This is a genomic window from Pseudomonas sp. GL_103, assembly GCF_057835175.1.
The window spans coordinates 3086250-3111205 of sequence record NZ_CM174420.1; the positions used below are offsets into that span (position 1 = coordinate 3086250).

The 24956-nt window shown below is 58.2% G+C and carries 20 protein-coding genes and 1 tRNA gene; 9 read left to right on the forward strand and 12 right to left on the reverse strand.

What is annotated here, in order from left to right:
• Positions 1-109: 109 nt before the first annotated feature.
• The 3 genes from AC3IP0_RS13985 to AC3IP0_RS13995 all read left to right on the forward strand — a co-directional run bounded on the left by AC3IP0_RS13985 (position 110) and on the right by AC3IP0_RS13995 (position 3301).
• Positions 110-571: an antitoxin Xre/MbcA/ParS toxin-binding domain-containing protein gene (locus AC3IP0_RS13985; RefSeq protein ID WP_489327746.1), complete on the forward strand. Its 462-nt coding sequence runs from the start codon at positions 110-112 to the stop codon at positions 569-571.
• 355 nt (positions 572-926) lie between these two features.
• Positions 927-2468, forward strand: a complete 1542-nt coding sequence (locus AC3IP0_RS13990) for an AAA family ATPase (protein WP_489327748.1) — start codon at positions 927-929, stop codon at positions 2466-2468.
• A gap of 74 nt (positions 2469-2542) precedes the next feature.
• A complete protein-coding gene (locus AC3IP0_RS13995) occupies positions 2543-3301 on the forward strand; it encodes an HNH endonuclease (protein ID WP_489327749.1) in 759 nt (252 codons plus the stop codon).
• 246 nt (positions 3302-3547) lie between these two features.
• Here AC3IP0_RS13995 and AC3IP0_RS14000 read toward each other — a convergent pair whose 3' ends face one another.
• The 4 genes from AC3IP0_RS14000 to AC3IP0_RS14015 form a co-directional block, all read right to left on the reverse strand.
• Entirely contained in the window at positions 3548-4309 is a 762-nt protein-coding gene (locus tag AC3IP0_RS14000; RefSeq protein ID WP_489327750.1) for a hypothetical protein, read from the reverse strand.
• A gap of 155 nt (positions 4310-4464) precedes the next feature.
• Entirely contained in the window at positions 4465-4869 is a 405-nt protein-coding gene (locus tag AC3IP0_RS14005; protein ID WP_489327751.1) for a hypothetical protein, read from the reverse strand.
• 170 nt (positions 4870-5039) lie between these two features.
• Positions 5040-6338, reverse strand: coding sequence for a tyrosine-type recombinase/integrase (locus tag AC3IP0_RS14010; RefSeq protein WP_489327752.1), 1299 nt, complete (start codon positions 6336-6338; stop codon positions 5040-5042).
• Between the two features lie 1311 nt (positions 6339-7649).
• On the reverse strand, positions 7650-8159 hold the full coding sequence (locus AC3IP0_RS14015) for a cupin domain-containing protein (RefSeq protein WP_489315789.1): 510 nt from the start codon (positions 8157-8159) through the stop codon (positions 7650-7652).
• Positions 8160-8512: 353 nt separating this feature from the next.
• Here AC3IP0_RS14015 and AC3IP0_RS14020 point away from each other — a divergent pair, with 353 nt between their 5' ends.
• From AC3IP0_RS14020 to AC3IP0_RS14030, 3 genes are all read left to right on the forward strand, one after another.
• Positions 8513-9580 (forward strand): alpha/beta fold hydrolase, encoded by a 1068-nt coding sequence (locus AC3IP0_RS14020; protein ID WP_489315790.1) that lies wholly within the window; start codon positions 8513-8515, stop codon positions 9578-9580.
• A gap of 114 nt (positions 9581-9694) precedes the next feature.
• Positions 9695-11185 carry a DUF1254 domain-containing protein gene (locus AC3IP0_RS14025; RefSeq protein ID WP_489315791.1) on the forward strand — a complete coding sequence of 497 codons (1491 nt, stop codon included), beginning with the start codon at positions 9695-9697 and terminating at the stop codon, positions 11183-11185.
• A 14-nt stretch (positions 11186-11199) separates the two neighbouring features.
• Positions 11200-12690: a DUF1254 domain-containing protein gene (locus AC3IP0_RS14030; RefSeq protein WP_489315792.1), complete on the forward strand. Its 1491-nt coding sequence runs from the start codon at positions 11200-11202 to the stop codon at positions 12688-12690.
• Between the two features lie 74 nt (positions 12691-12764).
• On the opposite strand, the gene AC3IP0_RS14035 is transcribed toward AC3IP0_RS14030, so the two are convergent.
• The gene (locus AC3IP0_RS14035) at positions 12765-13496 is read right to left on the reverse strand and encodes a hypothetical protein (protein WP_489315793.1); all 732 of its coding nucleotides are present in this window, start codon (positions 13494-13496) and stop codon (positions 12765-12767) included.
• A gap of 318 nt (positions 13497-13814) precedes the next feature.
• On the opposite strand from AC3IP0_RS14035, the gene AC3IP0_RS14040 reads away from it, so the two are divergent.
• Entirely contained in the window at positions 13815-14060 is a 246-nt protein-coding gene (locus tag AC3IP0_RS14040; RefSeq protein ID WP_046043337.1) for a type II toxin-antitoxin system ParD family antitoxin, read from the forward strand.
• Positions 14053-14343 carry a type II toxin-antitoxin system RelE/ParE family toxin gene (locus tag AC3IP0_RS14045; protein WP_489315794.1) on the forward strand — a complete coding sequence of 97 codons (291 nt, stop codon included), beginning with the start codon at positions 14053-14055 and terminating at the stop codon, positions 14341-14343. The genes AC3IP0_RS14040 and AC3IP0_RS14045 overlap by 8 nt, the downstream gene beginning before the upstream one ends.
• A gap of 99 nt (positions 14344-14442) precedes the next feature.
• On the opposite strand, the gene AC3IP0_RS14050 is transcribed toward AC3IP0_RS14045, so the two are convergent.
• From AC3IP0_RS14050 to fdnG, 7 genes are all read right to left on the reverse strand, one after another.
• Positions 14443-14538 (reverse strand) — tRNA-Sec (locus tag AC3IP0_RS14050).
• 19 nt (positions 14539-14557) lie between these two features.
• On the reverse strand, positions 14558-16465 hold the full coding sequence (selB, locus tag AC3IP0_RS14055; RefSeq protein ID WP_489327754.1) for a selenocysteine-specific translation elongation factor: 1908 nt from the start codon (positions 16463-16465) through the stop codon (positions 14558-14560).
• Positions 16462-17892 (reverse strand): L-seryl-tRNA(Sec) selenium transferase, encoded by a 1431-nt coding sequence (selA, locus tag AC3IP0_RS14060; protein WP_489315796.1) that lies wholly within the window; start codon positions 17890-17892, stop codon positions 16462-16464. Before selA ends, selB begins: the two co-directional genes overlap by 4 nt.
• Positions 17893-17943: 51 nt before the next feature.
• Positions 17944-18870 carry a formate dehydrogenase accessory protein FdhE gene (gene fdhE, locus AC3IP0_RS14065; RefSeq protein ID WP_489315797.1) on the reverse strand — a complete coding sequence of 309 codons (927 nt, stop codon included), beginning with the start codon at positions 18868-18870 and terminating at the stop codon, positions 17944-17946.
• A gap of 3 nt (positions 18871-18873) precedes the next feature.
• Complete coding sequence (locus AC3IP0_RS14070) at positions 18874-19539, reverse strand: formate dehydrogenase subunit gamma (protein ID WP_489315798.1); 666 nt, start codon at positions 19537-19539, stop codon at positions 18874-18876.
• Positions 19536-20471: a formate dehydrogenase subunit beta gene (gene fdxH, locus AC3IP0_RS14075; RefSeq protein WP_489315799.1), complete on the reverse strand. Its 936-nt coding sequence runs from the start codon at positions 20469-20471 to the stop codon at positions 19536-19538. The genes AC3IP0_RS14070 and fdxH overlap by 4 nt, the downstream gene beginning before the upstream one ends.
• The gene (fdnG, locus tag AC3IP0_RS14080) at positions 20472-23537 is read right to left on the reverse strand and encodes a formate dehydrogenase-N subunit alpha (protein WP_489315800.1); all 3066 of its coding nucleotides are present in this window, start codon (positions 23535-23537) and stop codon (positions 20472-20474) included.
• A 254-nt stretch (positions 23538-23791) separates the two neighbouring features.
• On the opposite strand from fdnG, the gene AC3IP0_RS14085 reads away from it, so the two are divergent.
• Entirely contained in the window at positions 23792-24946 is a 1155-nt protein-coding gene (locus AC3IP0_RS14085; RefSeq protein ID WP_489327756.1) for a MalY/PatB family protein, read from the forward strand.
• The last annotated feature ends 10 nt before the right edge of the window (positions 24947-24956 follow it).

Sequence of the window (24956 nt, forward strand, 5' to 3'; positions counted from 1 at the left end):
CAGCCTGAATTTGTAGGCTCGACACTTGGATAAACCTATAGGTTTGCTGCACGGTTGGAGATGTCGCTGGTTCGGGCCACCTGGCCCGGCTCGGTGGTAGGTTTTTCAGATGGAGGTGAAAGTGCTGTCATCGATCAAGGAATACCAACCCGAGCCCAAGATCCCACCGAGCATTTGGATGACCCTCGGTCTGCCGTCACGCGGCACCAGGCTTCATAACCTAGTTCACGAAGGACTGCCTTTCGAATACCTCGAGCGGATAGCGAGCCTCTTGCAGGTGCAGCGAGGGGTTGTCTCCAAAGCTATTTGCATGTCACTCACAATGGTGGCCCGTAGGGAGAAAACAGGGCGGTTCAACACCATAGAAAGCGACCGCCTAGTTGCATTGGTAACTCTTTTTGACGAAGCCTTATCCCTCTTCGAAAACGATAAAGCCGCTGCAACGGAATGGATCAGCACGCCCGTTCGTGGGCTTGGTTCGAAGCGTCCTCTGGATATGATGGGGACGAGGGTGGAAACGAGGGCCGTCTTCGATCTTATCGGTCGACTGGAGAGGGGAGCGCTCGTATGAGATTCACCAACGGTCTGTCGGATAGGGGAGCTTAAGCGACATTGGCTATCGCTCCTTCGGGCTTAAGCCCGGCTTGACCTCACGTCTTCACGTTATGTGGCCTTCCACGTTGTGCTTCCGCTGTCCTCTCATCAATACCTTGTCGTGCGGCAAAACATCGCTAAGGATGGCGTGTCGTCGAGCTTCGATTAATCATGGACGGCTCATGCTCTTTTGCCGTGAAGATGCCCAGTAGACTGAAATGTCACTATTTTGATAGCTTCGAGCGCATGAACCATCGGCCTGCCGCGAGCAACTGCCTTAAACCGCTCGCTTAGGCCCTCTTTGACATCAGAAACCTCATGGACGGCGGTGAATGCTCGAAAATTTCAAAGTTGTAGCTGTGGCCTCGGGCCTTCCCTCTACTGGCAAAAGCCAGGTGCTGCTCTGGACAGATAACTGGGATGACTGGTTTACCTATAGTACCCAGTATGTAGTGTTCGTCTTTGATGACAACGGAGCACGCCACCGAATCGGCAACGTGAAGATTGGTCAATTTGGTATGAAACCAGACCAGCGCCGTCCTAACTTGCCGGACGAATTTGAGCACATTGGGGATGAATTTTTCTCGCTCGGACAAGATGATGAATACTACGAAAACTTGTCCAAACTTGGTACGGATACGCGTGACCGAGTGCTTCAAGGGCTTGGGGATATCGCGCTAGACGCTGATCGATTTTTGAGGGCCATGGAAGAGAAGGTCACAGGTATTTCTCTCCTGCGGTCAGTAACACGTTCAACAGTAGAAGGGCAGTTTCGCCGCCTAGCGACCGGGGGCGCCAGGCTTAATGAATTTCGCTTTGTTTATACCACGCCCCCTGTTCGGAGACCTGCCACTGAACAGGCGACCTTGTCATTTGAGGTCAAACCAGACTCTATGCCCCCTACAAACATTCATGTGTTGATCGGCCGCAACGGCGTGGGCAAGACTCACATGCTTAACAACATGTCCAAAGCGATCATCGAAAAGAATCCTGATGAGACCAAGGTTGGTATCTTCGAGTGTGTGACTGACGATAAATCTTCTTTTGCCAACCTTGTCTCGGTGACGTTTAGCGCCTTCGATCCCTTTGAGCCTCTACCCAATCGTAAAGATCGCTTGGATGGGTTGCCTTGTGCCTACGTCGGACTGAAGCGGCCGGGTAAAACGGCAAAGGGTAGCCCCCTGCCGCCTAAATCTCCCGAAAAGCTATCCGAAGAGTTCGGCGCAAGCGTCCTTGTGTGCAGTCAAGGTGCACGACTCTCAAGGTGGCGCCGCGCTTTACAAATGCTCGAGACAGATCCGATTTTCAAAGCCAACTACGTTGCATCCTTGGCCGACGACACACAGGATGAAAAGGAGATTAGATTCGCGGCCCGTAAGCTGTTCGGGAAATTAAGCTCTGGCCACAAAATCGTACTACTAACGATCACCAGGCTAGTGGAGACGGTTGAAGAGCGCACGCTTGTCTTGTTAGATGAGCCAGAAGCTCATCTTCACCCGCCACTGCTTTCTGCATTTGTCAGATCACTGTCCGATCTGCTGGTTAATCGTAATGGTGTGGCCATCATTGCGACCCACTCGCCTGTGGTCGTCCAAGAGGTGCCGAAAAGTTGCGTGTGGAAGATTAGGCGGAGTGGTCGTTCTGTGGCTGCAGAGCGGCCTGAAATTGAAACATTTGGAGAGAACGTAGGGATTCTCACCCGAGAGATTTTTGGCCTAGAGGTGACTGATGCTGGCTTTCATCGACTGCTGCGGGAGTCGGTGCAAAGTACCGACACATTAGCGCAAGCTTTAGCCAAGTTTGATGGTGAGTTAGGTGGAGAGGCTAGGGCACTGATACGGGCGCTGGTATTGAACCAGGCGAGCACTCAATGAATTCCATAGATCCCCCTACGTTGGATGCCGGCGACGTTTTTACTACCTGTATCAGTAGAGTCCGGGACGTAGCATTGAAAGCACGCCTGACAGCTATAACCACTGAGGTGACGGTGGCATCGGACGACTACGTCGACAAGGCCCGCAATAACCGATTGCATGAGATCGTTCGTCGTTCAACCGTTGGAGGTGTAACTACGGCTGAATTGGAAAAAGTGTATACCCAGCGTATGGCTGGTAAGAACGCGCCAGGTCGGGCTACATATGACAAGATATTCAATGCCTCGGCCAAATGTCTCCTTTGTACTCAGCGAAAAGTGGACACCCTTGATCATCATCTGCCCAAGGCTCATTACCCAGTTCTGGCGGTAACCCCCGTCAACTTAATCCCTGCATGTGCAAGCTGTAACAAAGCGAAGCTTGCAAGCATCCCAGCGAGTGCAGATGAGGCAGCTTTGCACCCGTATTTTGATAGCATTGATGGTGCGCGCTGGTTATACGGCTGCGTCATGCCTGGCACTCCGGCTGTGGTTCAATTCCGGGTCGATCCCCCTGCGGTCTGGACACCACAGCTTGCGAACCGTGTTCGGTTGCATTTCGACGGACTTAGCTTGGCAGACCTCTACTCCGCAGAGGCAGCTGACGAGCTCCTGTCCATTCGTCATCAGCTAGAGGGAATTTACCAGAGGGAAGGACTTCAGGGCGTCAGGGAAGAACTTGAAGCCCGCTACGAAAGTGCTCGCGTTGCACAGTTGAATGGCTGGCGTGCAGTAACGTACGAAAGCTTCGCTTTGAGTGCCTGGTTTTGTGATGGGGGATTCGCTCTTCGCTAAAAGCTTATTGGCCAGTACCAGGGTTGAACTGGCTATGCATTCAAGATGCTCACATGCCGCTTCGTTGAGAGTCTACGCTCGGTGCTGACTGAAGCGCTCCAAAGCTCTTACAAGGTGCAACGGCGAGACCTGTAACCAAGCAATACTGTCAACGCGAGTATTACCATCAGGCCACCGATCCATAGGTCGGCTTGCGATCAACGGTTTGAGGCGCCCTTAAGTTTCGTCAAGGCGCCTGCAAGCTTTTCACCCAAATTGCAGGATTGGAGCACGATGTGATTCTTGCTGCATGAAAAGCAGCACGTCGAACACCCGGCCAGGCTCGGTGCTCAAGCCAGGATGATCACTCTGCGCGATTGCGTCGCGAAGGACGTCTTGGCTCAACTGCCAACAATGTCCTAGGTAGAAGGGAAGGCAGCAGATTCGTTGCCCCAATGCCTTAGAGGTATCTCTGGGCAGAAGTAACTGCGTGCCACTGAGTCCCGCCATACCAGCACGTTTCAATCCCTTCCTGACCTGGCTATCCAGTGCCGGCATCAGTCCAGTGATCAGAAGCAGCGCTTTCATCGGATAGGTGACATTGGTGTTGTTGATAAAAAGGGCGTCGGCCAAGGTGTGTAGAACGTCTAGCAGCTCGATATCGAATGCATCAAAAGATTTGAACGTAGTACCGCGAGTAAATACACGGTCTCGTTTGGCATCAAGGCTGAGCGAATCGAGTCCGCAACGGCTCAATGTGGCAAGCTTAAGATGTAGGTCTTTGTCTGCCAGCTTGTGTGCGGCCTGTTGAGGTAGGCGAAGGGTAGGAGCCTTGCGCGAGCCGGCACCCCAGTTACTGAGTGCGCTGTAAAGCGCTTCTGCCAGAACCGGCGCATGATCCTCGGGCAGTTCAGAACCGAGATAGAGTTTGGCGACGGCTCGAACATTCGCGAAATCCGCATGGTAAGACGATCTGAACTCGTTGATTGCAGAAGAAACGTCCTTGGTATGACCAACCAATCGAAGCATGTTTTTCGATCCGCGTAGGTGAGCTCGAGGCTTACAGGTAATGGAGAATGGGGATTTTAACACTTCCTCTTTACGCATGATCTACGGCAGTCGAAACGCGATAGTCTTACCTTGCTGCAATTCTGAGTCATGATGAGGTCTTCAGCCCGTACCCATCAGCGCATCTCCCTGTGCGCTGAGAGGTGCTGCATCTCAAGTACCCATATCCGTAAAAAACGGCGCCAATCTCTCGCATAACTGCCCTGCCGCAATCGAGTCGAGCCGGTGCTAGCTTCTTCGAAACGAGTCTTCCACGGTTCTGGTATGTGCTCGTCAAGCACGACTACAAAGTGGGATCCGCTGACTCCCACGATTTCGGTTTCTGGGACACATTTTCGTAGCTCCTCAACTGTCATTGCGACTGCATCACCAATTGGGTCATCTCGATCTTCGCGCTCAATTTCATCTAGAATCGCAAGGTACTGAATAGCCCGATCAGATCCAGGCTGCAGCCTTTCTAAATCCCACAAGGCGTAGCGTCGTTTCCTTTCGCGTTGCCAGAGACGATTCGTGTCAATCATCATTTCTCCTTGGCGTTGCCAAGCTGTCCGCTATCCCATGCTTCCGTGAGTTCGTCCTCCATAATGTCTACATGGGGATCAATCAGCATACCGATCGAATATTAGCGCACCCTACGTGTATACAGGTGCGGTGTTTGTTCTCAGCGCGTACGATCTTGCAGAGACTGCATTCAACCTCGGTCGCGTAAACTCAAGCGCTTGACCGAGTGCGCACGCTCTTGATCATGAGAGTGGTAGTACGTGTTCTGGGTAGTGCTGAGATTGCTATGACGCAGATCGACCTGCAGGTCTTTGGCGTTCCGCAAGGGCGCGTCGAAGGTCGCAGAGGTATGGCGCAGCCAGTGCAGAGAAGCCACCTTTAAGCTTTCCATCTCGTGAACCGCACGACCCTCGATGCGCATACTTTCAAGAGCCTTGTCGAAGACAACCTGGAGGAGGGCGCGTACCTGTCGATCCGACAGGCCAGAACGTCCTCTGAGGGTCTTGATCAGAGGTGTGGTCTCACCGATTTCAGGAAGTTCGGGCAGACCCAAGAACCGACGATAGCGCTTCAGATGGAGATTGATATATTCATCCCTGACGGCAATCTTGCCGACCTTGTTACCTTTGCCTACGGCGTGGTACCACCAGTTGCCCTCAGGGTCTTGGCGGAAGTCACCCATAGAGGGCTTCCAGTTTTGTCGCCCGACAACATCAGACACGCGTAGATACATGGCAAACAATGTTGAAAGTATAAACAGTGTACGCTCATGGCGAGCAGGTTCGGACTCCGCCATTTTTTCAGCCGTTTCAAGCACGTAGTTCCATTGCAGCGGCGTCAATGCACGCGTAACGCCCTCATCTTGCACATCTTCGCTATAACGGCCGGACTTTTTGATCATTCGGAAAGGGTTTGCCGCTGCATAACCATCTTCAACCATAAATTCGAAAAAGCGACTGCAAATCGAGAAAACTTGATTTATCGTGCCTTTGGCTGCGCTGTATTTGTTCTCGATTATTGCTTTTTCTTGATCATCGGAGCCAATCAGCGGCTTCGACGATTTAATGTTGAATGGGCGCCAGCTAGGATTAGGGATAATAGGGTCTTCGAGCGTACTCTGCGCATCATTATTTTTCACGAAACGGCTACGCGTCACAGGCCCAACCCAGTCTCGAGGTGGATTACGGCAAAAATTCAAATAATCCTGGGCGTCTTGGCGTTTAAGTTGATTCAGCGGTTTCTCGTTAATCAACAATGACCACAACAGCATCCGCTCAATATGGATGCGATATGAGCTGAAGGTCTGAGCATTATCGGAAAATGCCCTCAGGAAAGACCGTACAGCCAAGTAACCACGTACAGCCCCTAGCGCAGGGGGGAACGAAGCAAGGTAAGCTTTGACGCACGGGGTACTTGGCTCGCTGCAACTGAAATCCTGATCAAGGAAAGACTCGTATGTATTGAATAAGGGTTTCGGCGAGCGAGACATTCATGACCACCAGAGACGTTAGTTAGTGCTATTAAGAGACTTCCAGTTATAGCAGTAATCGGAAGTCGGAGACCTATTCTTCATAATCAGCCTCTCTTCTCATGCAACTTGGATTTAAGAATGCCCGATGGTATCGCGCGCGTGTCTATCGCGCAACCATGGCTCCTTACCACCCCAAACTTTCTAGACTTATCTCAAAGTTTCATTAAATAGCCAGTACTTGTCTCCCGATTATTTTACAGATATTGGGCCGGACGTCTCTGATGAAAACGTGGCATCTGCGAATACATCATTATTCATTGGGCGTGCGGAGATTCGGGCGCGCGAGTAACACTAACCGAACGGAGCAACGCGCCGTCCACCTCTGGCTCGGGTCATATTTAGAACGACACACCTTTTACAGAAAACCAGGTTGCGAATGAGGCCGCCAATTTGTCTCGTAATTTCTTCGCATACCTTCTAGTTATTGCTCGTAGTTTCGTTAAAAAATCTCGTTTAGTCTCGTGATTCCGTTACCCGCCGTAGGTACGGTTAAATATCGTGAAAACGTCGCACTCCCGCCAATGCCCGGAATTTCTGGGTGGCGGGCAGTCAGGTGGTGTAAGTCCACTGGTGAGATCTCACGATTTCGTGTCCGGAAAGCCAAAGCCGCAGCCCCAGGAGGGGTCTAGTGCAGAGCAGTTCTCAGCCCAGTTTTTCCGAAAAACATTTTGGGCAAATATTGCTAGCCCGCGTCAGGCTTGGTCTTCGGCAATCTGAGCGCTGGTTTGGCGCGGAATTCTGCCTACGCCACCAGAGCGGTTGGGGCCCAGATGTGTCTCGTTAAATCTTCACAAAAAACGCTGCAGGTTATGTCTCGCGATTTCGTTAAAACCTAGCTAACTGATTGTATTTATTAGTTTTTATCTCAATTTCGCAAGCGTGGTTACACGATGCTGTCTCACGATTAATTGATAGACGCTGATCTAGTAACAAAAATGATGGAATCGGCTGAAACCCTCGTAAATAAAGGCTTACAGGCCAACTGTCGGCTACGTGGCAGTCTCATGATTACGTTGCAACAGATGGTGAGACCCGCACTACATTTTTCGTAATATCTATTAAAATCAATCAGTTAAGCATTTTTCGAGGTGAAGTCTCTTTATTTCGCGATTGCCTCAGCTGCCGCCGGCTGCGATTTTTTGAGATTGGACCTCAGAACCTGAAGCGGGGATCTGCTTCAATACAGAATTTAACATAATATACATTACACGTAATGAGATATGACCAGATTGACCCCGACACACACAGATCTTGAAGCAAGCAACCACCTCATCCTCGCGTCAGCTTTTCGATCAATGCCCAATGCTCGGGAAACTGCTGTCCGAGCTTTTGCCGGTCACCCATTTCCATATCCGCGAAATCAAAGCCTGGCGAAACCGCTTCACTGATCAAGCCGAATCCTGCCGCGCCGTGCGTCACCTGCGAAGCTTTCCAGATGCCACCGGGCACGTGCAACTGCAAGCATTGTCCGGCGAGAACGTCGTGACCCATCACGATGGTTTTCAATGTGCCGTCCGGAAAAATCAGCGTGTATTGAATCGGATCGCCCAGATGATAGTAATGAACGATGTCTGACTGGTTGAGATGGAAATGGCCTATCGGAGAATCCTGGGTCAACAGATAGAAAATCGACGTCATGCAATGTCGTTGGCCAACGGACGTCAGGATCATGTTCTGGTCGTCCGATTGGTAGGTTCTGCGAAAGAAACCGCCTTCGATATGGGGCTCAAGGTCCAGGGCTTTGATGATTTCTCCAGTTTTCAGGGTGCTTTGAGTCATCTGCCGTGCCCCTCGCTTTTTTGATATTAACGACATAATCGCTGCATTTATCGACATAACTCGACTAAATAGTGCTTTAGTCGAGTTGGATTTTATCCTGGCCCGGCACCCTGCCCGCCAACTGTATGGTCAGCCCCTCTCCTGCAACCTCATGGGCTGTTATTGGTAAAGCTGGCTGCGTTTCTGCTGACCCGCTGTGTATCACAGTGTGTCAGCACGACACCTCGATACACAGACTTTCATCCGGCCGACGATTGGACACAGGCCAGATACGTTGCCGCGCTTCAATGCAAGCAAGGTTTGAAGGGGCTCGGACGGAACCCCTGACCCATGGCTGGTAAAGGAGAGATCCCATGAAAATGGCACTGCGCAACAGCAAACCCTGCAAGACACGCCGCCACCTGGTCGGCCCTTCGATCCTCGCGCTGACGCTGTTCGGCGTACTCGGCGCGGCCCACGCACAAACGGCCGCCACTGCGCAGCCGGCGGTGCCCCCTGCCGGTACCACCCAGGCGGCGCCCTCGCCGTTCGGCCCGCTCAAGCATGTCAACGCCGGACTGCTGGACGTGGCGTACGCTGAAACAGGCCCGGCCAACGGGCCGGTGGTGATCCTGCTGCACGGCTGGCCGTATGACATCCACAGCTATGACGAGGTCGCGCCGTTGCTGGCTGCCAAGGGCTATCGGGTGCTGATGCCCTATGCCCGTGGTTATGGCGATACGCATTTCCTGTCCGACAAAACCCTGCGCAATGGCCAACCGGCTGCGCTGGCCAGTGATGTCATCGACTTCATGGATGCCCTGAAGATCAAGCAAGCGGTGCTCGGTGGCTACGACTGGGGGGCGCGTTCGGCCGACATTGTCTCGGCGCTGTGGCCGGAACGGGTCAAGGCACTGGTCTCGGTCAGCGGATATCTGATCGGCAACCAGGCGGCCGGCAAGAACCCGCTGCCACCCAAGGCGGAATTGCAGTGGTGGTATCAGTTCTACTTCGCCACTGACCGCGGACGCGCCGGTTACGAGAGAAACACCCACGACTTCGCCAAGCTGATCTGGCAACTGGCTTCGCCGAAATGGGCGTTCGATGATGCCACTTTCGACCGCAGTGCCAAGGCACTGGACAACCCCGACCATGTCGACATCACCGTGTTCAACTACCGCTGGCGCCTCGGCCTGGTCCAGGGCGAGAGCCGATACGAAGCGCTGGAGCAGAAACTGGCCACGGCGCCGTCCATCCGCGTGCCGACCATTACCCTTGAAGGTGATGCCAACGGCGCACCGCACCAGGCGCCTGAAGACTATGCCAAGCGCTTTACCGGCAAATACCAGTTCCGGCTGATCAGCGGCGGCATCGGCCACAACCTGCCGCAGGAAGATCCGCAGGCGTTCGCCAAGGCGGTGATTGATGCCGATCATCTTTGAGGTCGATCTATCGACGATTATTCACCATGCGCATCAACAACATCGGAGTAAAGATGGGCTATCTTGTCAGCGACTCACCTGCATCAGGTGACTGCCAACAAGTAAGGACGCTTCATGAATCGTTTGCCCCGGCGCCATGCCCTCTTCGCCTTGACTTTCGCCAGTACACTCACAGCCGCAGCGCTATTGAGTACTCCGGGTTACGCAGCGCAAGCCACTGGCGCCGCTCCGGTCGCCAGCCCTGTCTCAGGCCCTGTCGCCGGCACCAAAGTAACTGAACCGTACGTACGCATGATGGCGCGCGAGGCGTATTTCTGGGCCTGGCCGATGGCCAACATCTTCAATCGTCGCCAGGCCTTCAAGGACCTGCCCGAGCCCGGCTTGATGGGCGGCATCGTACCCGTGGCCCCGATCAATCGGCTGTCGATGCTCAGCGACTACATCGACCCGGCCGAGCGGCTGGTGGCCTGCCCGAACCAGGACGTGGTGTACGGCGCCGGCAGCATCGCCCTGGACCTTGAGCCAGTGGTGCTGCAAGTACCAGACTTCGACGGCCGCTTCTGGGTGTATCAGGTGGTCGACCTGCGCTCCGACAGCTTCGCCGAGATGGGCAAAATGTATAACACCCAGCCGGGTTTCTACCTGCTGGTCGGCCCGGACTGGAACGGCAAGGTGCCGCCCGGCATCAAGCGTGTATACCGGGCGCGCACGAACACCGGGTTCGTGATCCCTCGGGTATTCCAGGACGACACCGCCGCCGACCGCCAGGCCGTGCAGCCGGCATTGTCGGGCATCGACATGTACCCGCTGTCGCAATACGACGGCAAGATGAAGAAGCGCAACTGGGCCAGGCTGCCGAAATTCCCGGCCCAGGCTTCTGAAGGCAATGCCGAAACCAAATGGGTAGTGCCGGAAAAGTTCTTCGATGAACTGCCGGCCCTGCTCAAGGACGCCAAGCCATTGCCGGGCGAAGAAGCCCGCTACGGGCAAATGGCCGCCCTCGCGGCCATCGCCAAGGCCGACCCGCAACTACGCGCCGCGATGATCGACGAGGCGAAAAAGGCCGACAAAGAAGTGATCGACCCGCTGTTGCAGTTCCGCAACTACGGCCTGCAATTGCCCAATCACTGGAGCACCGTGAGCAACGGTGCAGCGTTCGGCACCGACTATTTCACCCGTACCGCCGTCGCGCGCTCGAACATATTCGTCAATCAGCAGAAAGAGACCAAATACTTCTACCAGGACCTGGATGAGAACGGCCTGCGCCTCAACGGCCAGTACGGCTACAGCGTCACGTTCGCCAAAGGCAAGCTGCCGCCGGTCAAGGGGTTCTGGTCGCTGACGCTGTACAACGAACAGCACTTTTTCTCGCCGAACGAGCTCAAGCGTTACTCCATCGGTACCAAGAACAAATCCCTGCAAACCAACCCTGACGGCTCGCTGACTATCTACGTGCAAAGCGAATCACCGGGCAAGGACAAGGAAAGCAACTGGCTGCCCTCGCCCAAAGGCGCTGAATTTTCGCTGTACATCCGCGCCTACTGGCCGCAAGCCGACGCCCTCGACGGCGACTGGACTCCACCGGCCGTAGTGAAAACCAATTGAAAAGGACTTCGACGATGAACGCAGCCAGCAAAACGCTGACCGCACTGGCGTTGGCCGTTTCGGTCAGCTTCTGTGCCCAGGCGGCCACGCATTATGAACAACTGGCCGACCTGCCCTTCGCCGGCGGTTATCCAACCCTGGAAGGCGTGGCTCAACTCAAGAACGAGCTGTTGTTTCAGCGCGCCGTGCAGTCCTACATCTGGGCACTGCCGGCACTGAACATGTACGCCATGAAGGAAGGCTCGGAAAAAACTTTCGGCGCCGGCTACAACGTGCTGCCGATCTGGAAAGACCGGCTCAACGCCAAGACGCTGGTGACTACGCCGAACTCCGACGTGATCTATGCCATGGGCTATCTGGACCTGAAGCAGGACGGTCCGATGGTGATTGAAGTGCCGCCGGGAATGCAGGGCATTCTCGACGACTTCTTCCAGCGCCCGATCTGCTCCGAAGGCCAGATCGAAGGTCGCCAGTGGTGCGGCGATGTCGGCCTGCCCGGCCCGGACAAAGGCAAGGGTGCCAAGTACCTGGTGCTGCCACCGGATTACAAGGGTGACGTGCCTGCGGGCTACCTGACCTACCGTTCGCGCACCTACAACGTGTTTGTGTTCTGGCGCGGCTTCTTCAAGGACCCGAAACAGCTCGACGCACCGGTCAAGCTCATGGAGCAGACGCGCATCTATCCGCTGGGCAAAGAAGCCACGGCGAAGAAGATGGAGTTCCCCAACGCCTCGAAAACCCCGGTCAACATGCTCTACCCCACCGATGGCAGCGCGTTCGATATGCTGTCGCGCTTTATCGACCATGAATATGTCGACCCGCAGGACATGGAAATGCGTGGCATGCTTGCCGCCCTGGGCATCATCAAGGGCAAGCCGTTCCAGCCGGATGCAGCGACCCGCGACCTGCTCGACAAGGCCGCGAAGACCGCGAGCAAAATGGGCCACGCCACTTCCTACACTCCGCAAACCATCGTCGCCAACGGCACCTGGTATCCGGACCGCAAGTGGCTGAACGTCTTCCCGGGCAACGCCACGTTCACCGCCGACACCTTCAACTACATCGACCCGCGCACCGGTTTCTTCACCAATGCCTACTCGGCCAGCCCGGGTATGGCGGTGAACATGGAGAACGTCGGCGCCAAGTACCCGGCCACCTTCGTCGATGCCAAGGGTGAGTTCCTCTCGGGCAGCAATGCCTACACGCTGAACCTGCCCAAAGGCATTCCGGCGGCGTTGTTCTGGTCGGTTACCGTGTACGACTCGATCACTGCCTCGGGCGTGGACAACGGCCAGCCGTTCCCGTCGTTGAACGCCATGGACAAGCCACTGGTGAATGCCGACGGTTCGATTGACGTGCACTTCGGGCCGGATTCACCGGGTGAAGGCAAGAACTGGATCCGCACCCTGCCGGGCAAAGGCTTCTTCGTGATCCTGCGTTTGTATGGCCCGACCAAGGCGTTTTTCGACAAAGCCTGGAAACCCGGCGATTTGCACAAGCAGTAACCCGTGATGCCGTGAATAAATGAGCGCCCAGGTGGCGCTCATTTCGTTTGGATTACGCCAACACACGACTTTTGCTACGAGTAATGGATCTTACTCAGGTCGATCGACACCAGCAACGCCTCCTTGTTGACCTGCCCATCGGCCTTGCGCCGATAGGCTCGTCGCTTGCCCGGCATGCGCAATCCGCCGGCTTCGATGTAGTCATCAACCAATTGGGCAGCGGGCATGCCGCCGCTCACATCGACGTTGTAGTCGTGGCGGCGCAGCAGAAAGTCATCGCCGAAGTAGAAGTCCTGGATGGCGCTGTGGGTTGCGATGCTGTCGGGGAAGTGCACCCGCAAATGCCGCCAGAGCTCGGCGCCCTCTTGCAAGGGCTCGATTTCCTCGCAGGTGACGCCCGGCAAGGTGAACAGGAAGGGCATGGTCAGGTAGGACCACATCGCATAGCCGTTGAAGTAGGCGCGGTGCAATGGGTCCCAGGCCGTGTGCTCCCCATGGCCCTTGAAGGATGCCCGGGGCGCCTGGCGCTCGGCAATCACCTTGCCCGCGGTATTCTCGATGGCGATTCGGTTCGGCGTATAGGCCGTGAATTGCTCCGGCGAGCCAAAGGGTTTTACCGAGGCTCTTTGTTCATGCAGCCACGCGGTCATCTGGCGTGGCGCGCTGTCCTGGGTCAACCCTTTCATGCCCCAGAGCGAGCCGCCGGTGACGATCGTGGCGCAGACTTTATTGAAACTGTTCCAGCGCACCAGGCCACCATGGGCGGTCAGTACCTGGTCCAGTAGTTCGCGATCCTGTACAGACATGATTGCGTCCCCTCCTCGCCCGGTAGCGGTTGCATCATTACCAGAATAATCGATAGCCGGCCGCATGCAGGACCGGGCCGATGAGGCGCAGGCGGGTGATGACATAGACCGGATATATGTAGTGATTCAGTACCCGCTGGGGTTCTGAGGAAAGCATTCGGCAATGTTTGGAATGCATTCAATTGTTGGAGCGGGCTTGCCGCAAAGCTGCAAATTCTGTTCGGATTGGATGGATCGCAATAGAGGCTCGATTGCTCGATACCGCACCAATAGTATGATAATTTGCACGCAGTCGACCATCTCCGTGGAGGCCCAATCATGGGAACCGTACGAAAAACCATCACTGTGACTGACCAGCAAGACAACTGGATCAAAGCGCAGATAGAAGCGGGCCATTACACCAACGACAGCGAATATATTCGCGATCTGATCCGTCGTGAACAGGAGCGCAGCGCTGAACTCGAAACGATCCGTGCCGCCCTTCGGGAAGGTGAATCCAGCGGAAAACCTCGCCCATTCGATCCAGCGGCATTCAAACAGAGAATGTTAACCGCGCATGGCTGAATATCGTCTAACGCCTGCCGCAGAGGGTGACCTTGAGGCAATCTGGAGTTATACCGCTCGCCAGTGGGGCCTGGATCAGGCCAATCGCTACATTGACATCCTTATCTCAGCATTTGCGCAATTGGCCGAGCACCCGAAAAAGGCGCCAGCCTGCGACATTATCCGTCCTGGTTATCGGCGCTGCAGTGTGGAGCGGCACATGATCTATTTTCGAATCACTGCGTACGGAATTGCGATCATCAGGGTCCTTCATGATCGGATGGAAGCGCAGCACAATCTCTGATGACCCATTTCACAACCTCGTGGAAAAAGTGGACGAATGTGTTGCTTCGACCAACTGCCATCGCGAGCAGGCTCGCTCCCACAGGGGATTAGGATTGATTGGCGGAAGGCAGCCGGAGTCGAACCTGCCCGGGAACGGATGCCGTCCCCAACCGGGTTTGAAGCCCGGCCGCGCCACCGGGCGCGATTGCCTTCCTTGAAGTCATGCATCTGAATCAGTGCTCTGTGCGCTGGGCCAACGCACTGTCCAGGCGAATCTGCCGACGATCACCAAAGCGCCGGGTCAGGCCGATACGGTCGAAGTACTCCAGTATCTGGATGCTGCGCTTGCGCCCCAGGCCCACCGCATCACGAAACGCCGCCACCTGGATCACCGGGTTGGCGTCCGCCAGTTGCAACAGCATAGCCGCCAATCGGTGGATCATGCTGTCGGTGTAAAACAGATCGCGCACCACCTGGTGCATCAAGCCCAGCCGCGCCATTTTGCGCAGCAATGCGCGGACGGTGGCTTCGTCGTGCCCCAGATCACGCACCCAGGGCGGATTAAACTCCGCCGCGTCGAACAGCGGTTGCAATTGTAGCCACAGGGCTTCGTCCTCTTCGCTCAAGCGCACCTGATGCCCGGGCAGGTGCAACCACGGTCCGCTGCTGGCGATGTCGCCGCCAGCCAACAACTCGTCGAGCAGGCTCATAAAGGTCGGGCGTTCCAGCGTGCTGCCGCTGAATCGACGCAGGCGGTCCCGGTCAGGGCCCATCTGATCCGGTTCGAGTTCATGGAAACGCGCGAGCTGGTCCACTAAAGGCGCTTTCAAGGCTTCCCAACGGCTGGCACTGAACAGCAACGGGCCTTGGCGGGTGTCGATCAGGCGCACGTCAGCGGGCAACACCCAACTGCTGCGCGGTCGGTTGAACTGCCGCTCCAGGCGCTGCGGATCGAGCCCTGTGTCGCTATGGGCCAGCAATGCCGGCAAAACATCTTCCAGCCCGGCACTGTTCGCCAGCGCACCCAGTTGAGCCAGGCGTTCGGGGCTTCGGCGTTGCCGATCAGGGGCAAACGGGTCGAGCACCCGACCGCCGCCCAGGGTTCGCTGGGCACTCTGGTCACGCAGGATCAGCGGATCACCCTTCACTGCATGCACCGCTGTGTTGAGCAGCAGTTGCGCGAACATCCGTCCACCGGGTGCCAGGCTGGTGCCTTCCAGCAAGGCGACTCGCCCGGTGACGTCCTGGGTGCCGAGGTGTACATGCACCGGTTGAAAGTGCTCGAAGGCCCGGGGTTCGCCGGCCAGCAGTTGCATTTCGATGTCCAGGCGCTGGGTGGGCGCATACAGGCCTTCGGCGAGTAACCAGTGGCCGCGATGGATGTGTTCGAGGGCCAGCCGTTCGGCACTCAGGTTCAACGCTACGCGCTGGCCGGCAATGGCGTGGTCGGCGGCCTGGTTTTGCGCGTGTAGGCCACGAATGCGCACCGGTTTGCCTTGTGGTCCCAACAGCAGGGTATCGCCCACTGCGACCTGGCCGGACAGCGCCGTGCCGGTCACCACGATACCGGCCCCGGCGACGCTGAAGGCCCGGTCAATCGCCAGGCGAAAACCACCTTGGGTACTGCGTTGCTGAACTTCACGCTGGGCTTGCAGCAATTCTTGGCGCAAGGTTTCGATGCCCTCGCCGGTCATGCTCGACAGCGCAATCAACGGTGCATCGGCATAGGGTCCGGGCGCCAGCAAGGTACGGATCTGCTCGCTCACGTCCTGTACCCGGGCGCTGTCGACCCGGTCGCACTTACTGATCGCCACCAGTGCCCGAGGGATACCCAGCAACTCGACAATCGCCAGGTGCTCGCGGGTTTGCGGCATCACCCCGTCATCGGCGGCCACCACCAGCAACACCAGATCGATGCCCTGCGCCCCGGCGAGCATGTTGTGGGTGAAGCGCTCATGCCCGGGAACGTCGATGAAACCGGTCAGCTGCGCATCCGCCTCCAGCGCGGCATACAGGTAGCCGAGGTCGATGGTCATGCCGCGCTCACGCTCTTCGCGGCGCCGGTCACCCGCCTGACCGGTCAACGCCTGGAGCAGCGCCGTCTTGCCATGGTCGATGTGCCCTGCTGTGCCGACAATCACCCTGCCCGGCCCTCCACCTGTAATTGATCGAGCTGCGCTAACCATGCCGGTTCGTCGTCCAGTTGCCGCAGGTCCAGCCACAGGGCGTCATCGTCGATGCGCCCGAGGACCGCAATCGGCAAGGCGCGAAAGGCTTCTTCCAGCGTCAACAGGGAGCGCCCGCGCAAGCGTTTGGACGTCAGCGGGCGCAGACACAGTGCTGCACTGGCCAGCCGTGCCACCGGTTGGCTGCCGCTGCCGATCATGCCCAGTGCCGGCATGGCGCTGACGCTCCAGCCATCACCCAGCACTTGGGCCAGCGCTGGTCGCAAACGCTCGGCCTGAGCGAGGATATCGGCCTGTGGCCGGGTCAACAGGCGCAGGCTCGGCAAGCGCTCGGCCAGTCGGTCCGGGTTGCGGTACAAACCCAGCACTGCTTCCAGGGCGGCCAGGGTCATTTTGTCGACCCGCAGTGCCCGCTTGAGCGGGTTTTTCTTGATCCTGGCGATCAGTTCCTTGCGCCCGACAATCAACCCGGCCTGTGGTCCGCCGAGCAGTTTGTCGCCACTGAAGGTGACGATGTCCGCACCATCCAGCAGGGCCTGACGCACCGTCGGTTCCGCCGGCAAACCCCAGCGGGTCAAGTCCAGCAGGCTGCCGCTACCAAGGTCTTCGAGCAGCGGCAAACCGTGCTGGTGGGCCAGTTGCGCCAATTCGGCAGTCGGCACGCTCGTGGTGAAGCCTTGAATGCTGTAGTTGCTCGCATGCACGCGCATGATCAAACCACTTCGCGGGCCGATGGCCGCCTCGTAGTCGCGGGCATGGGTGCGGTTGGTGGTGCCGACCTCAACCAGCTTCACCCCGGCGCGGGCCATGATGTCGGGGATGCGGAAGGCGCCGCCGATCTCAATCAGTTCGCCCCGGGAAATAATCCCTTCCTTGCGCGCACCCAGGCTGTTGAGGGTCAAGAGCACCGCTGCGGCATTGTTGTTGACCACGGTCACCGCTTCGGCGCCGGTGAGTTCGCGGATCAAGCCTTCAATCAGGTCATCGCGGTCTCCGCGTTTGCCGCTGCGCAGGTCGAATTCGAGGTTGAGCGGATAGCGCGCGGCCATTTGCACCGCTTCAATCGCTTCTTCGGGCAACAGCGCCCGGCCGAGGTTGGTGTGCAAGACCGTGCCGGTGAGGTTGAACACCCGACGCACCTGGCTGCGATGCTGGGTTGCCAATCGCTCGCCGACCCTGCCCGCCAGCACGTCGGCGCCGACTTCTGCAGGTTCGAGCAAACCCTGCCGTACTCCTTCGCGCAATTCATCCAGCAATTGCCGCAAGGCGCCCAGCAAGGCGTCGCGTCCATAGCGCTCGGCCAACGGCTGGCACGCCGAGTGACGCAACAGACTGTCGATGGAAGGTAGACGCAGGGGGTGGCTGGCACTGCGTGCAGACATCTGGCGCTCCTGAAAACGAATGACCCTCGCGCCAGAGTGTAGACGCTGCGGTTACTCGTCTCCCGGCGCCAGCAACAGATTGGGTGCCAGACGCTGATAACCGTCCTGGGTCAGGCGCATGTCGAGCATCAGGCTGGACAGGTCTGCCGACAGCGCTTCGGCGTCCGCATCGTTCTCCAGATAGAGCAACTTCAGATAACAGTTACAACCGGGGCAGATTTCGGCGCGCAACGGCGCCTGGTTGGCGGCATGGCGGTCATCTTCAAGGCTGAGGTATTCCAGGCCCTTGCTCTGCTCGCAATACACGCACTTGACCCGCACCACATGCCACTCGCAGGCACACAGCGAACAGACCAGATAACGCAAGCCGTTGTGCTTGCCGCGATGGCGGATCACTCCGGCCATGGCCGGCGAGCCACAGGCCGGGCACTGGCTGAGGCTGTCGCCGGCGGTCAGTGCCAGGTTCGGCGTACTCAACAGCCAATGGCTCCAGGCTATTTGCAGCGCCGCGCCGAGAAACGGCACCAGCGCTGCCGGCACCAGCGAATACTGGCCGCTGACCAACGCCACCGCCCAGGCACGACGTTGCCCGGCACCGGCCAGGCGCAAGGTTTCCACGGCATCGGCCACGGCGGATTGTGGCGGTGCGTTATAGCGCTGTAACAAGGCATCGAGGTAAAGCTGCCAATCGTCTTCGCGCGCCAGGCTGTCGGCCGCGAACGGCGGCAAGCCGTGTTGCTGGCACAACTCGATGCGTTGTCGGTCAAGGGGTTCGCTTGACGGCGGGTCGTCCAGCACCTGTTGCTGCACCCGGCACAACCCGGCGATCAGGCGCAGGTAATCGGCCAGCGGGTGCCCTTCAGCCAGGGTTTCCAGGCGCTGCGCGCGCAGGCTGAACAGGTTAGGCGGCGTCATGTACAGAAACGGCGGCGAACTGGCCGCCGCTTCGATTTCTCCAGGTTCCAGGATGGTTGGCAAATGTCAGCCCTTTTTGGTGATCGGTCGTTCGGGAGATTCGTCGCGGGTCTCATCTTGAGTCACTTGGCGATACCAGAGTTCGTGGTGTTTCCTGGCCCAACCGCGGCTGACCCTGCCGTGCAACATGGCGCTGACCGAACCCTTGATCCAGATGCCGGCATAGATGTGCACGATGATGCTCAGGATCAGCACGAAACCGGCCAGCGCATGCAGCAACATCGCCCAGCGTATCGCGGTGATGCCGAAATACTCGCTGAAGTACGCACGCCAGATCACCAGCCCGCTGAACAACAGCACCAGCATGCACAGCAGTAAAGTCCAGAACAGCAGCTTCTGCCCGGGGTTGTATTTGCCGATAGGCGGGACGCCCTCCTCTTCATTTTTCATCACTCGGTCGATGCGCTTGAGCCACAGGCGATCATTGGCGATGAAGTAGTTGGCGCGCCAGAAGCGCAGCACCAGGCCGAGGAACAGCACGAACATCAGCACGCCCATGAACGGGTGCAGGATGCGTGTCCATGGCCCGCCGCCGAACAGGTTGCTCAGCCAGAACAGCGCCGGGTGGAACAGCGCCAACCCGGACAGCCCGGCCATGAGGAACAGAAGCGCCACCAGCCAGTGATTGGTGCGCTGGTTGCTGGTATAGCGCAGGATCGTCTTGTTGCTCATGGCCTGCCCTCCCCGCGGGGATCGAAGGTGTGCACCGACGGATCGACTTCGTGCACGGCGTTGTCCGGCGGCTCCGGATGTTCATCCTCTTCGACGATTTGCGGGCCGACGCGCACGTAGTGGAAGAACCCGGCCAGCACCGCTGCGCCCATGGCCAGCAGCGCCAAGGGTTTGCTGATGCCTTTCCACAACCCCACCAACGGACTGATCGCCGGGTGATCGGGCAAGCCGGCGTACAGTCTTGGCGTATCGGCGTGGTGCAACACGTACATCACGTGAGTGCCGCCGACGCCTTCGGGGTCGTACAGGCCTGCGTTTTCAAAGCCCCGGCTCTTGAGGTCGACGATGCGCTCGGCCGCATGTTCCTTCATGTCGTCCTTGGAGCCGAACACGATGGCACCGGTCGGGCAGGTTTTCACGCAGGCCGGTTCCAGGCCTACCGCCACCCGGTCCGAGCACAAGGTGCATTTGTAGGCCTTGTGATCTTTTTGCGAAATGCGCGGGATGTTGAACGGACACCCGGTGATGCAATAGCCGCAACCGATGCAATGATCCTGATCGAAATCGACGATGCCATTGGCGTGCTTGATGATCGCCCCCGGGCTGGGGCATGCCGCCAGGCAACCGGGCTCGGCGCAGTGCATGCAGCCGTCCTTGCGGATCAGCCATTCCAGGTTGCCGGCGTCGGTCTCGTGCTCGGTGAAGCGCATCAACGTCCAGGTTTCTGCGGTGAGGTCTTGCGGGTTGTCGTAGGTGCCATGGTTATGGCCGACCTCGTCGCGCAACTCGTTCCATTCCGAGCAGGCGACCTGGCAGGCCTTGCAGCCGATGCATTTGGTGGTGTCGATCAGCTTGGCGACTTCCTCCTGCTGGCGTACCGAGGATGGCACGGTGGTGGTGGCCGAACGGGCGACGATGTCTTGGCTGGCCATTTAGACTTTCTCCACGTTGACCAGGAATGACTTGGATTCCGGGGTCTGGGTGTTGCCATCGCCGAGGAACGGCACCAGGGTGTTGGTCAGGTAGCCGTGACGGGTGGCGCCGGTGAAGCCCCAGTGCAAGGGGATACCGATCTGGTGAACTACCTGATTGTTGACCTGCAGAGGACGAATCCGCTTGGTCACCACCGCCACCGCTTCGATATGCCCGCGCTTGGAGCTGACCCTTACTCGGTCACCGGCAGCAATGCCCTTCTCCTTGGCCAGCACCTCGCCGATTTCGACGAATTGTTCGGGTTGGGTAACGGCGTTGATCGGGCAATGCTTGGTCCAGAAGTGGAAGTGTTCGGTCAGCCGGTAGCTGGTCGCCGCATACGGGAAGTCCTTGGCCTGCCCGAGGGTTTCCCAAACTGAATCGAAGATCCGCCCGGCCGGGTTGCTGGTCGCCTGCTTGTTGTTGGGGTGCATCGGGTTGATACCGATGGGCGTCTCGAACGGCTCATAGTGTTCCGGGAACGGCCCTTCGTTCATCTTGTCGAGGGCGAAGAAACGCGCCACCCCTTCGGGGTTCATGATGAACGGGTTCATTCCGGCTTCCGGCGGTGCATCGGCTTTGTAGTCGGGCACGTCGGTGCCGGTCCAGACCTTGCCGTTCCACCACACCAGCCGTTTGTTCGCGTCCCACGGTTTGCCTTGGGGGTCACAAGAGGCGCGGTTGTAGAGAATCCGTCGGTTCATCGGCCAGGCCCAGGCCCAGCCCAGGTTCTGCTTCATGCCGAAAGGATCGCTGTTGTCACGCCGGGCCATCAGGTTGCCCTGCTCGGTCCAGCTGCCGCAGAAGATCCAGCAACCGGACGCCGTGCTGCCATCGTCCTTGAGCTGGGCGAAGCCGGACAGCTGCTGACCGGCCTTGACCACCGCGCCCGAGGCGTCGGTGACATCGGCGATGGCGTAGCCGTTGAATTCCCGGGCCAGCTCTTCCGGCGTGGGATCATCAGGTATTTTGTAGGACCAGTTGAGCTTGAGGATCGGCTCGGCCCAGGCACCGCCGTTGGCCTGATAACGCTTGCGCAGGCGCAAGAACAGCTCGCTCATGATCTTCACGTCAGTGCGCGCCTGCCCCGGGCCGTCGGCACCTTTCCAGTGCCATTGCAGCCAGCGGCCGCTGTTGACCAGCGAACCGTTTTCTTCGGCGAAGCAGGTGGTGGGCAGGCGGATGACCTCGGTCTGGATGTTGGCCGTTTCCACGTCGTTGTAAGGCCCGACGTTGCGCCAGAACTCCGAGGTTTCGGTAGCCAGTGGGTCCATCACCACCAGCCACTTGAGTTTGGCCAGCGCCTTCATCACACGGTTCTTGTCCGGCAACGCGGCAATCGGGTTGAAGCCCTGGCACATGTAGCCATTGACCTCGCCCTTACCCATCATGTCGAACATCTTCAGGATGTCGTAGCCGGGGATATCGAGCTTGGGCAGCCAGTCGTAGCCCCAGTGATTCTCGGCGGTGGCATTGGCGCCGTACCAGGCCTTCATCAGGCTGACGTGGAACTTGCCGTAGTTCTGCCAGTAGGACATCTGCCCGGGACGCAGCGGCTTGAGTGCACGTTTGGCAATGTAGGCGTTGTAATCCTGTTCGGCCTCGGCCGGCAAGGTCAGGTAACCAGGCAACAGGTTGGACAGCAAGCCCAGGTCGGTCAGGCCCTGGATGTTGGAGTGCCCGCGCAGGGCGTTGACGCCCCCGCCCGGCATGCCGACGTTGCCCAACAGCAGTTGCACCATGGCCGCACTGCGGATCATCTGCGAGCCGGTCGAATGTTGGGTCCAACCCAGCGCGTAGAGAATCGTCATGGTTTTGCCCGGTTGCGAGCAGGTGGCGATCTCTTCCCAGATTTTCTGCATCGCGTCCACGGGCATGCCGCAGACCTGACTGGCCAGCTCCAGGGTGTAGCGGCTGTAATGCTGCTTCATTAATTGGTAGACGCAGCGTGGGTCTTGCAAGGTCGGGTCGACTTTGGCGAAACCGTCCTCGCCTATTTCGTAACCCCAGCCGGACTTGTCGGTGTAGGTGCGCTTGCTCGCGTCGTAACCGCTGAACAACCCGTCCTCGAAACCGTAGCTGGCCTTGACGATGAACGACACGTCCGTATAGGCCCGCACGTATTCGTGCTGGATCTTGTCCTCGGTCAGCAAGTAATTGATCAGCCCGCCCATGAAGGCAATGTCGGTGCCGGTGCGGATCGGGGCGTAATAGTCGGCCACCGAGGCGGTTCGGGTGAATCGCGGGTCGATCACGATCAGCCGCGCCTTGTTGTGCGCCTTGGCTTCCGTCACCCATTTGAAACCGCACGGGTGCGCTTCTGCTGCGTTGCCGCCCATCACCAGAACCAGATTCGCGTTGGCGATATCGGTCCAGTGGTTGGTCATGGCACCACGGCCATACGTCGGGGCAAGACTTGCCACCGTCGGACCGTGTCAGACACGCGCCTGGTTATCGAACCCCAGCATGCCGAGACTGCGAATCACCTTATGGGTGATATAACCCGATTCGTTGGACGAGGCCGACGCCGCGAGAAAACCGGTGGTCAGCCAGCGGTTCACCGTTTGGCCCTGGGCGTTCTTCTCGATGAAGTTGGCGTCGCGGTCGGCCTTCATCAGGTCAGCGATGCGATCGAGGGCTTCATCCCAGGAGATTCGTATCCACTCCTTGGTGCCAGGCTTGCGCACCTGCGGGTACTGGAGACGACTGGGACTGTGAATGAAGTCCAGCAGGCCTGCGCCTTTGGGGCAAAGGGTACCGCGGTTGACCGGGTGGTCGGCGTCACCTTCGATGTGGATGATGTTTTGCGCGACATTCTTCGCCGCATCGCCCTGGCTATACATGATCAAGCCGCAACCGACCGAGCAATACGGGCAGGTGTTGCGGGTTTCATGGGTGTGGGCGAGCTTGAAGTGACGCACCTGTTCGGCAAAGGCTGTCGTCGGGGCCATGCCCAACGCGCCCAGGCTAGAGCCTGCAAGGCCGATACCGGCGACCTTGAAGAACTGACGACGGCTGATATCCATCGTGCACTCCTGATCAGGTGGAGCCCGGTACATGGCCGGGCTTTTTTGAACAACCACGGTCGGGGCAGTCTGGCTGCCGACACTACAAACTGTAGTCAATGCTGTCGAATTCACCATGACAGCCGACCGTCGGCCCCTAATCCTGCAGCACACACAAAACCTGTGGTGTCAGTGATCGCGAGCAGGCTCGCTCCCACAGGGATTGGCGCTTATCATGGCAGCCATGTTTAACCCGGCCTTTATGAGATTTGCGCATGACTTTCGATTTTGATCAGGTGTTCGACCGCCACCACACCGGCAGTACCAAGTGGAGCCGCTATCCGGCCGACGTGTTGCCGATGTGGGTCGCCGACATGGACTTCGCCGCGCCGCCGGTGATTATCCAGGCCCTGCAAAAGCGACTGGAACACCCGATGGTCGGCTACAGCGTGGCCCAGAATGACCTGCGCGAGGCGATCGTTGCCGACCTCTGGAACAAATACGCCTGGCGCGTCGAGCCCCAGGAGCTGATTTTCCTGCCGGGCGTCGAGTCCGGTTTCAACATGGCACTGAAGGCACTGGTGCAGGCGCCACAGAATGTCGTTGTGCAGGTGCCGAACTACCCGCCGCTGCGCCATGCACCCGGGCATTGGGGCCTGAACAAGGTCGAACTGAATTTCGATGCGCAAGCCGACGGCACCTACTCCACGCCGCTGGATACCCTGAGCCAGTCGCTGCGAGGTGGTGGCGCACTGCTGCTGAGCAACCCGCATAACCCGCTGGGCAAGGCCTTCCCCCGCGCAGAACTGCAAGCCATTGCCGACATTTGCCTTGAGCACGGTGCCTGGATCATTTCCGACGAGATCCACGCCGAGTTGTGCTTCGACGGCCGCCAGCACATTCCGATGGCGACCCTGAGCCCGCAAGTCGCCCAGCGCACCATCACGCTGATGTCGGCGAGCAAGGCCTACAACATCGCCGGCCTGAAGACCTCGTTCATGATCATCCAGGACCGCCACCTGCACGAGAAGGTCAACCACGCCCGTTGCGGTATGGTCGACAGCGTCAATCCGCTGGGCATGGAAGCCACCCGCGTCGCCTACAGCGAAGCCGCGCCATGGCTGGCCGAGCTGAAGGACTACCTGCAAGGCAACCGCGACTTCCTGGCCGAGGCCGTACGCACCCGCCTGCCGGGCATCACCATGAACCTGCCGCAAAGCACCTACCTGGCGTGGCTCGATTGCACGGCACTGGGGCTGGACGACCCGCAGCAGTTCTTCCTGGAACAGGCCAAGGTCGGTTTGAGCGCCGGCCTGGACTTCGGCGATGACTGCAAGCAGTTCGTACGCCTGAACTTCGGCTGCCCACGGTCGCTGCTGGAAGAAGGCATTACGCGGATGGAGCGCAGCTTGCGCCATCTCAAGGGCTGATCCGCCCCTC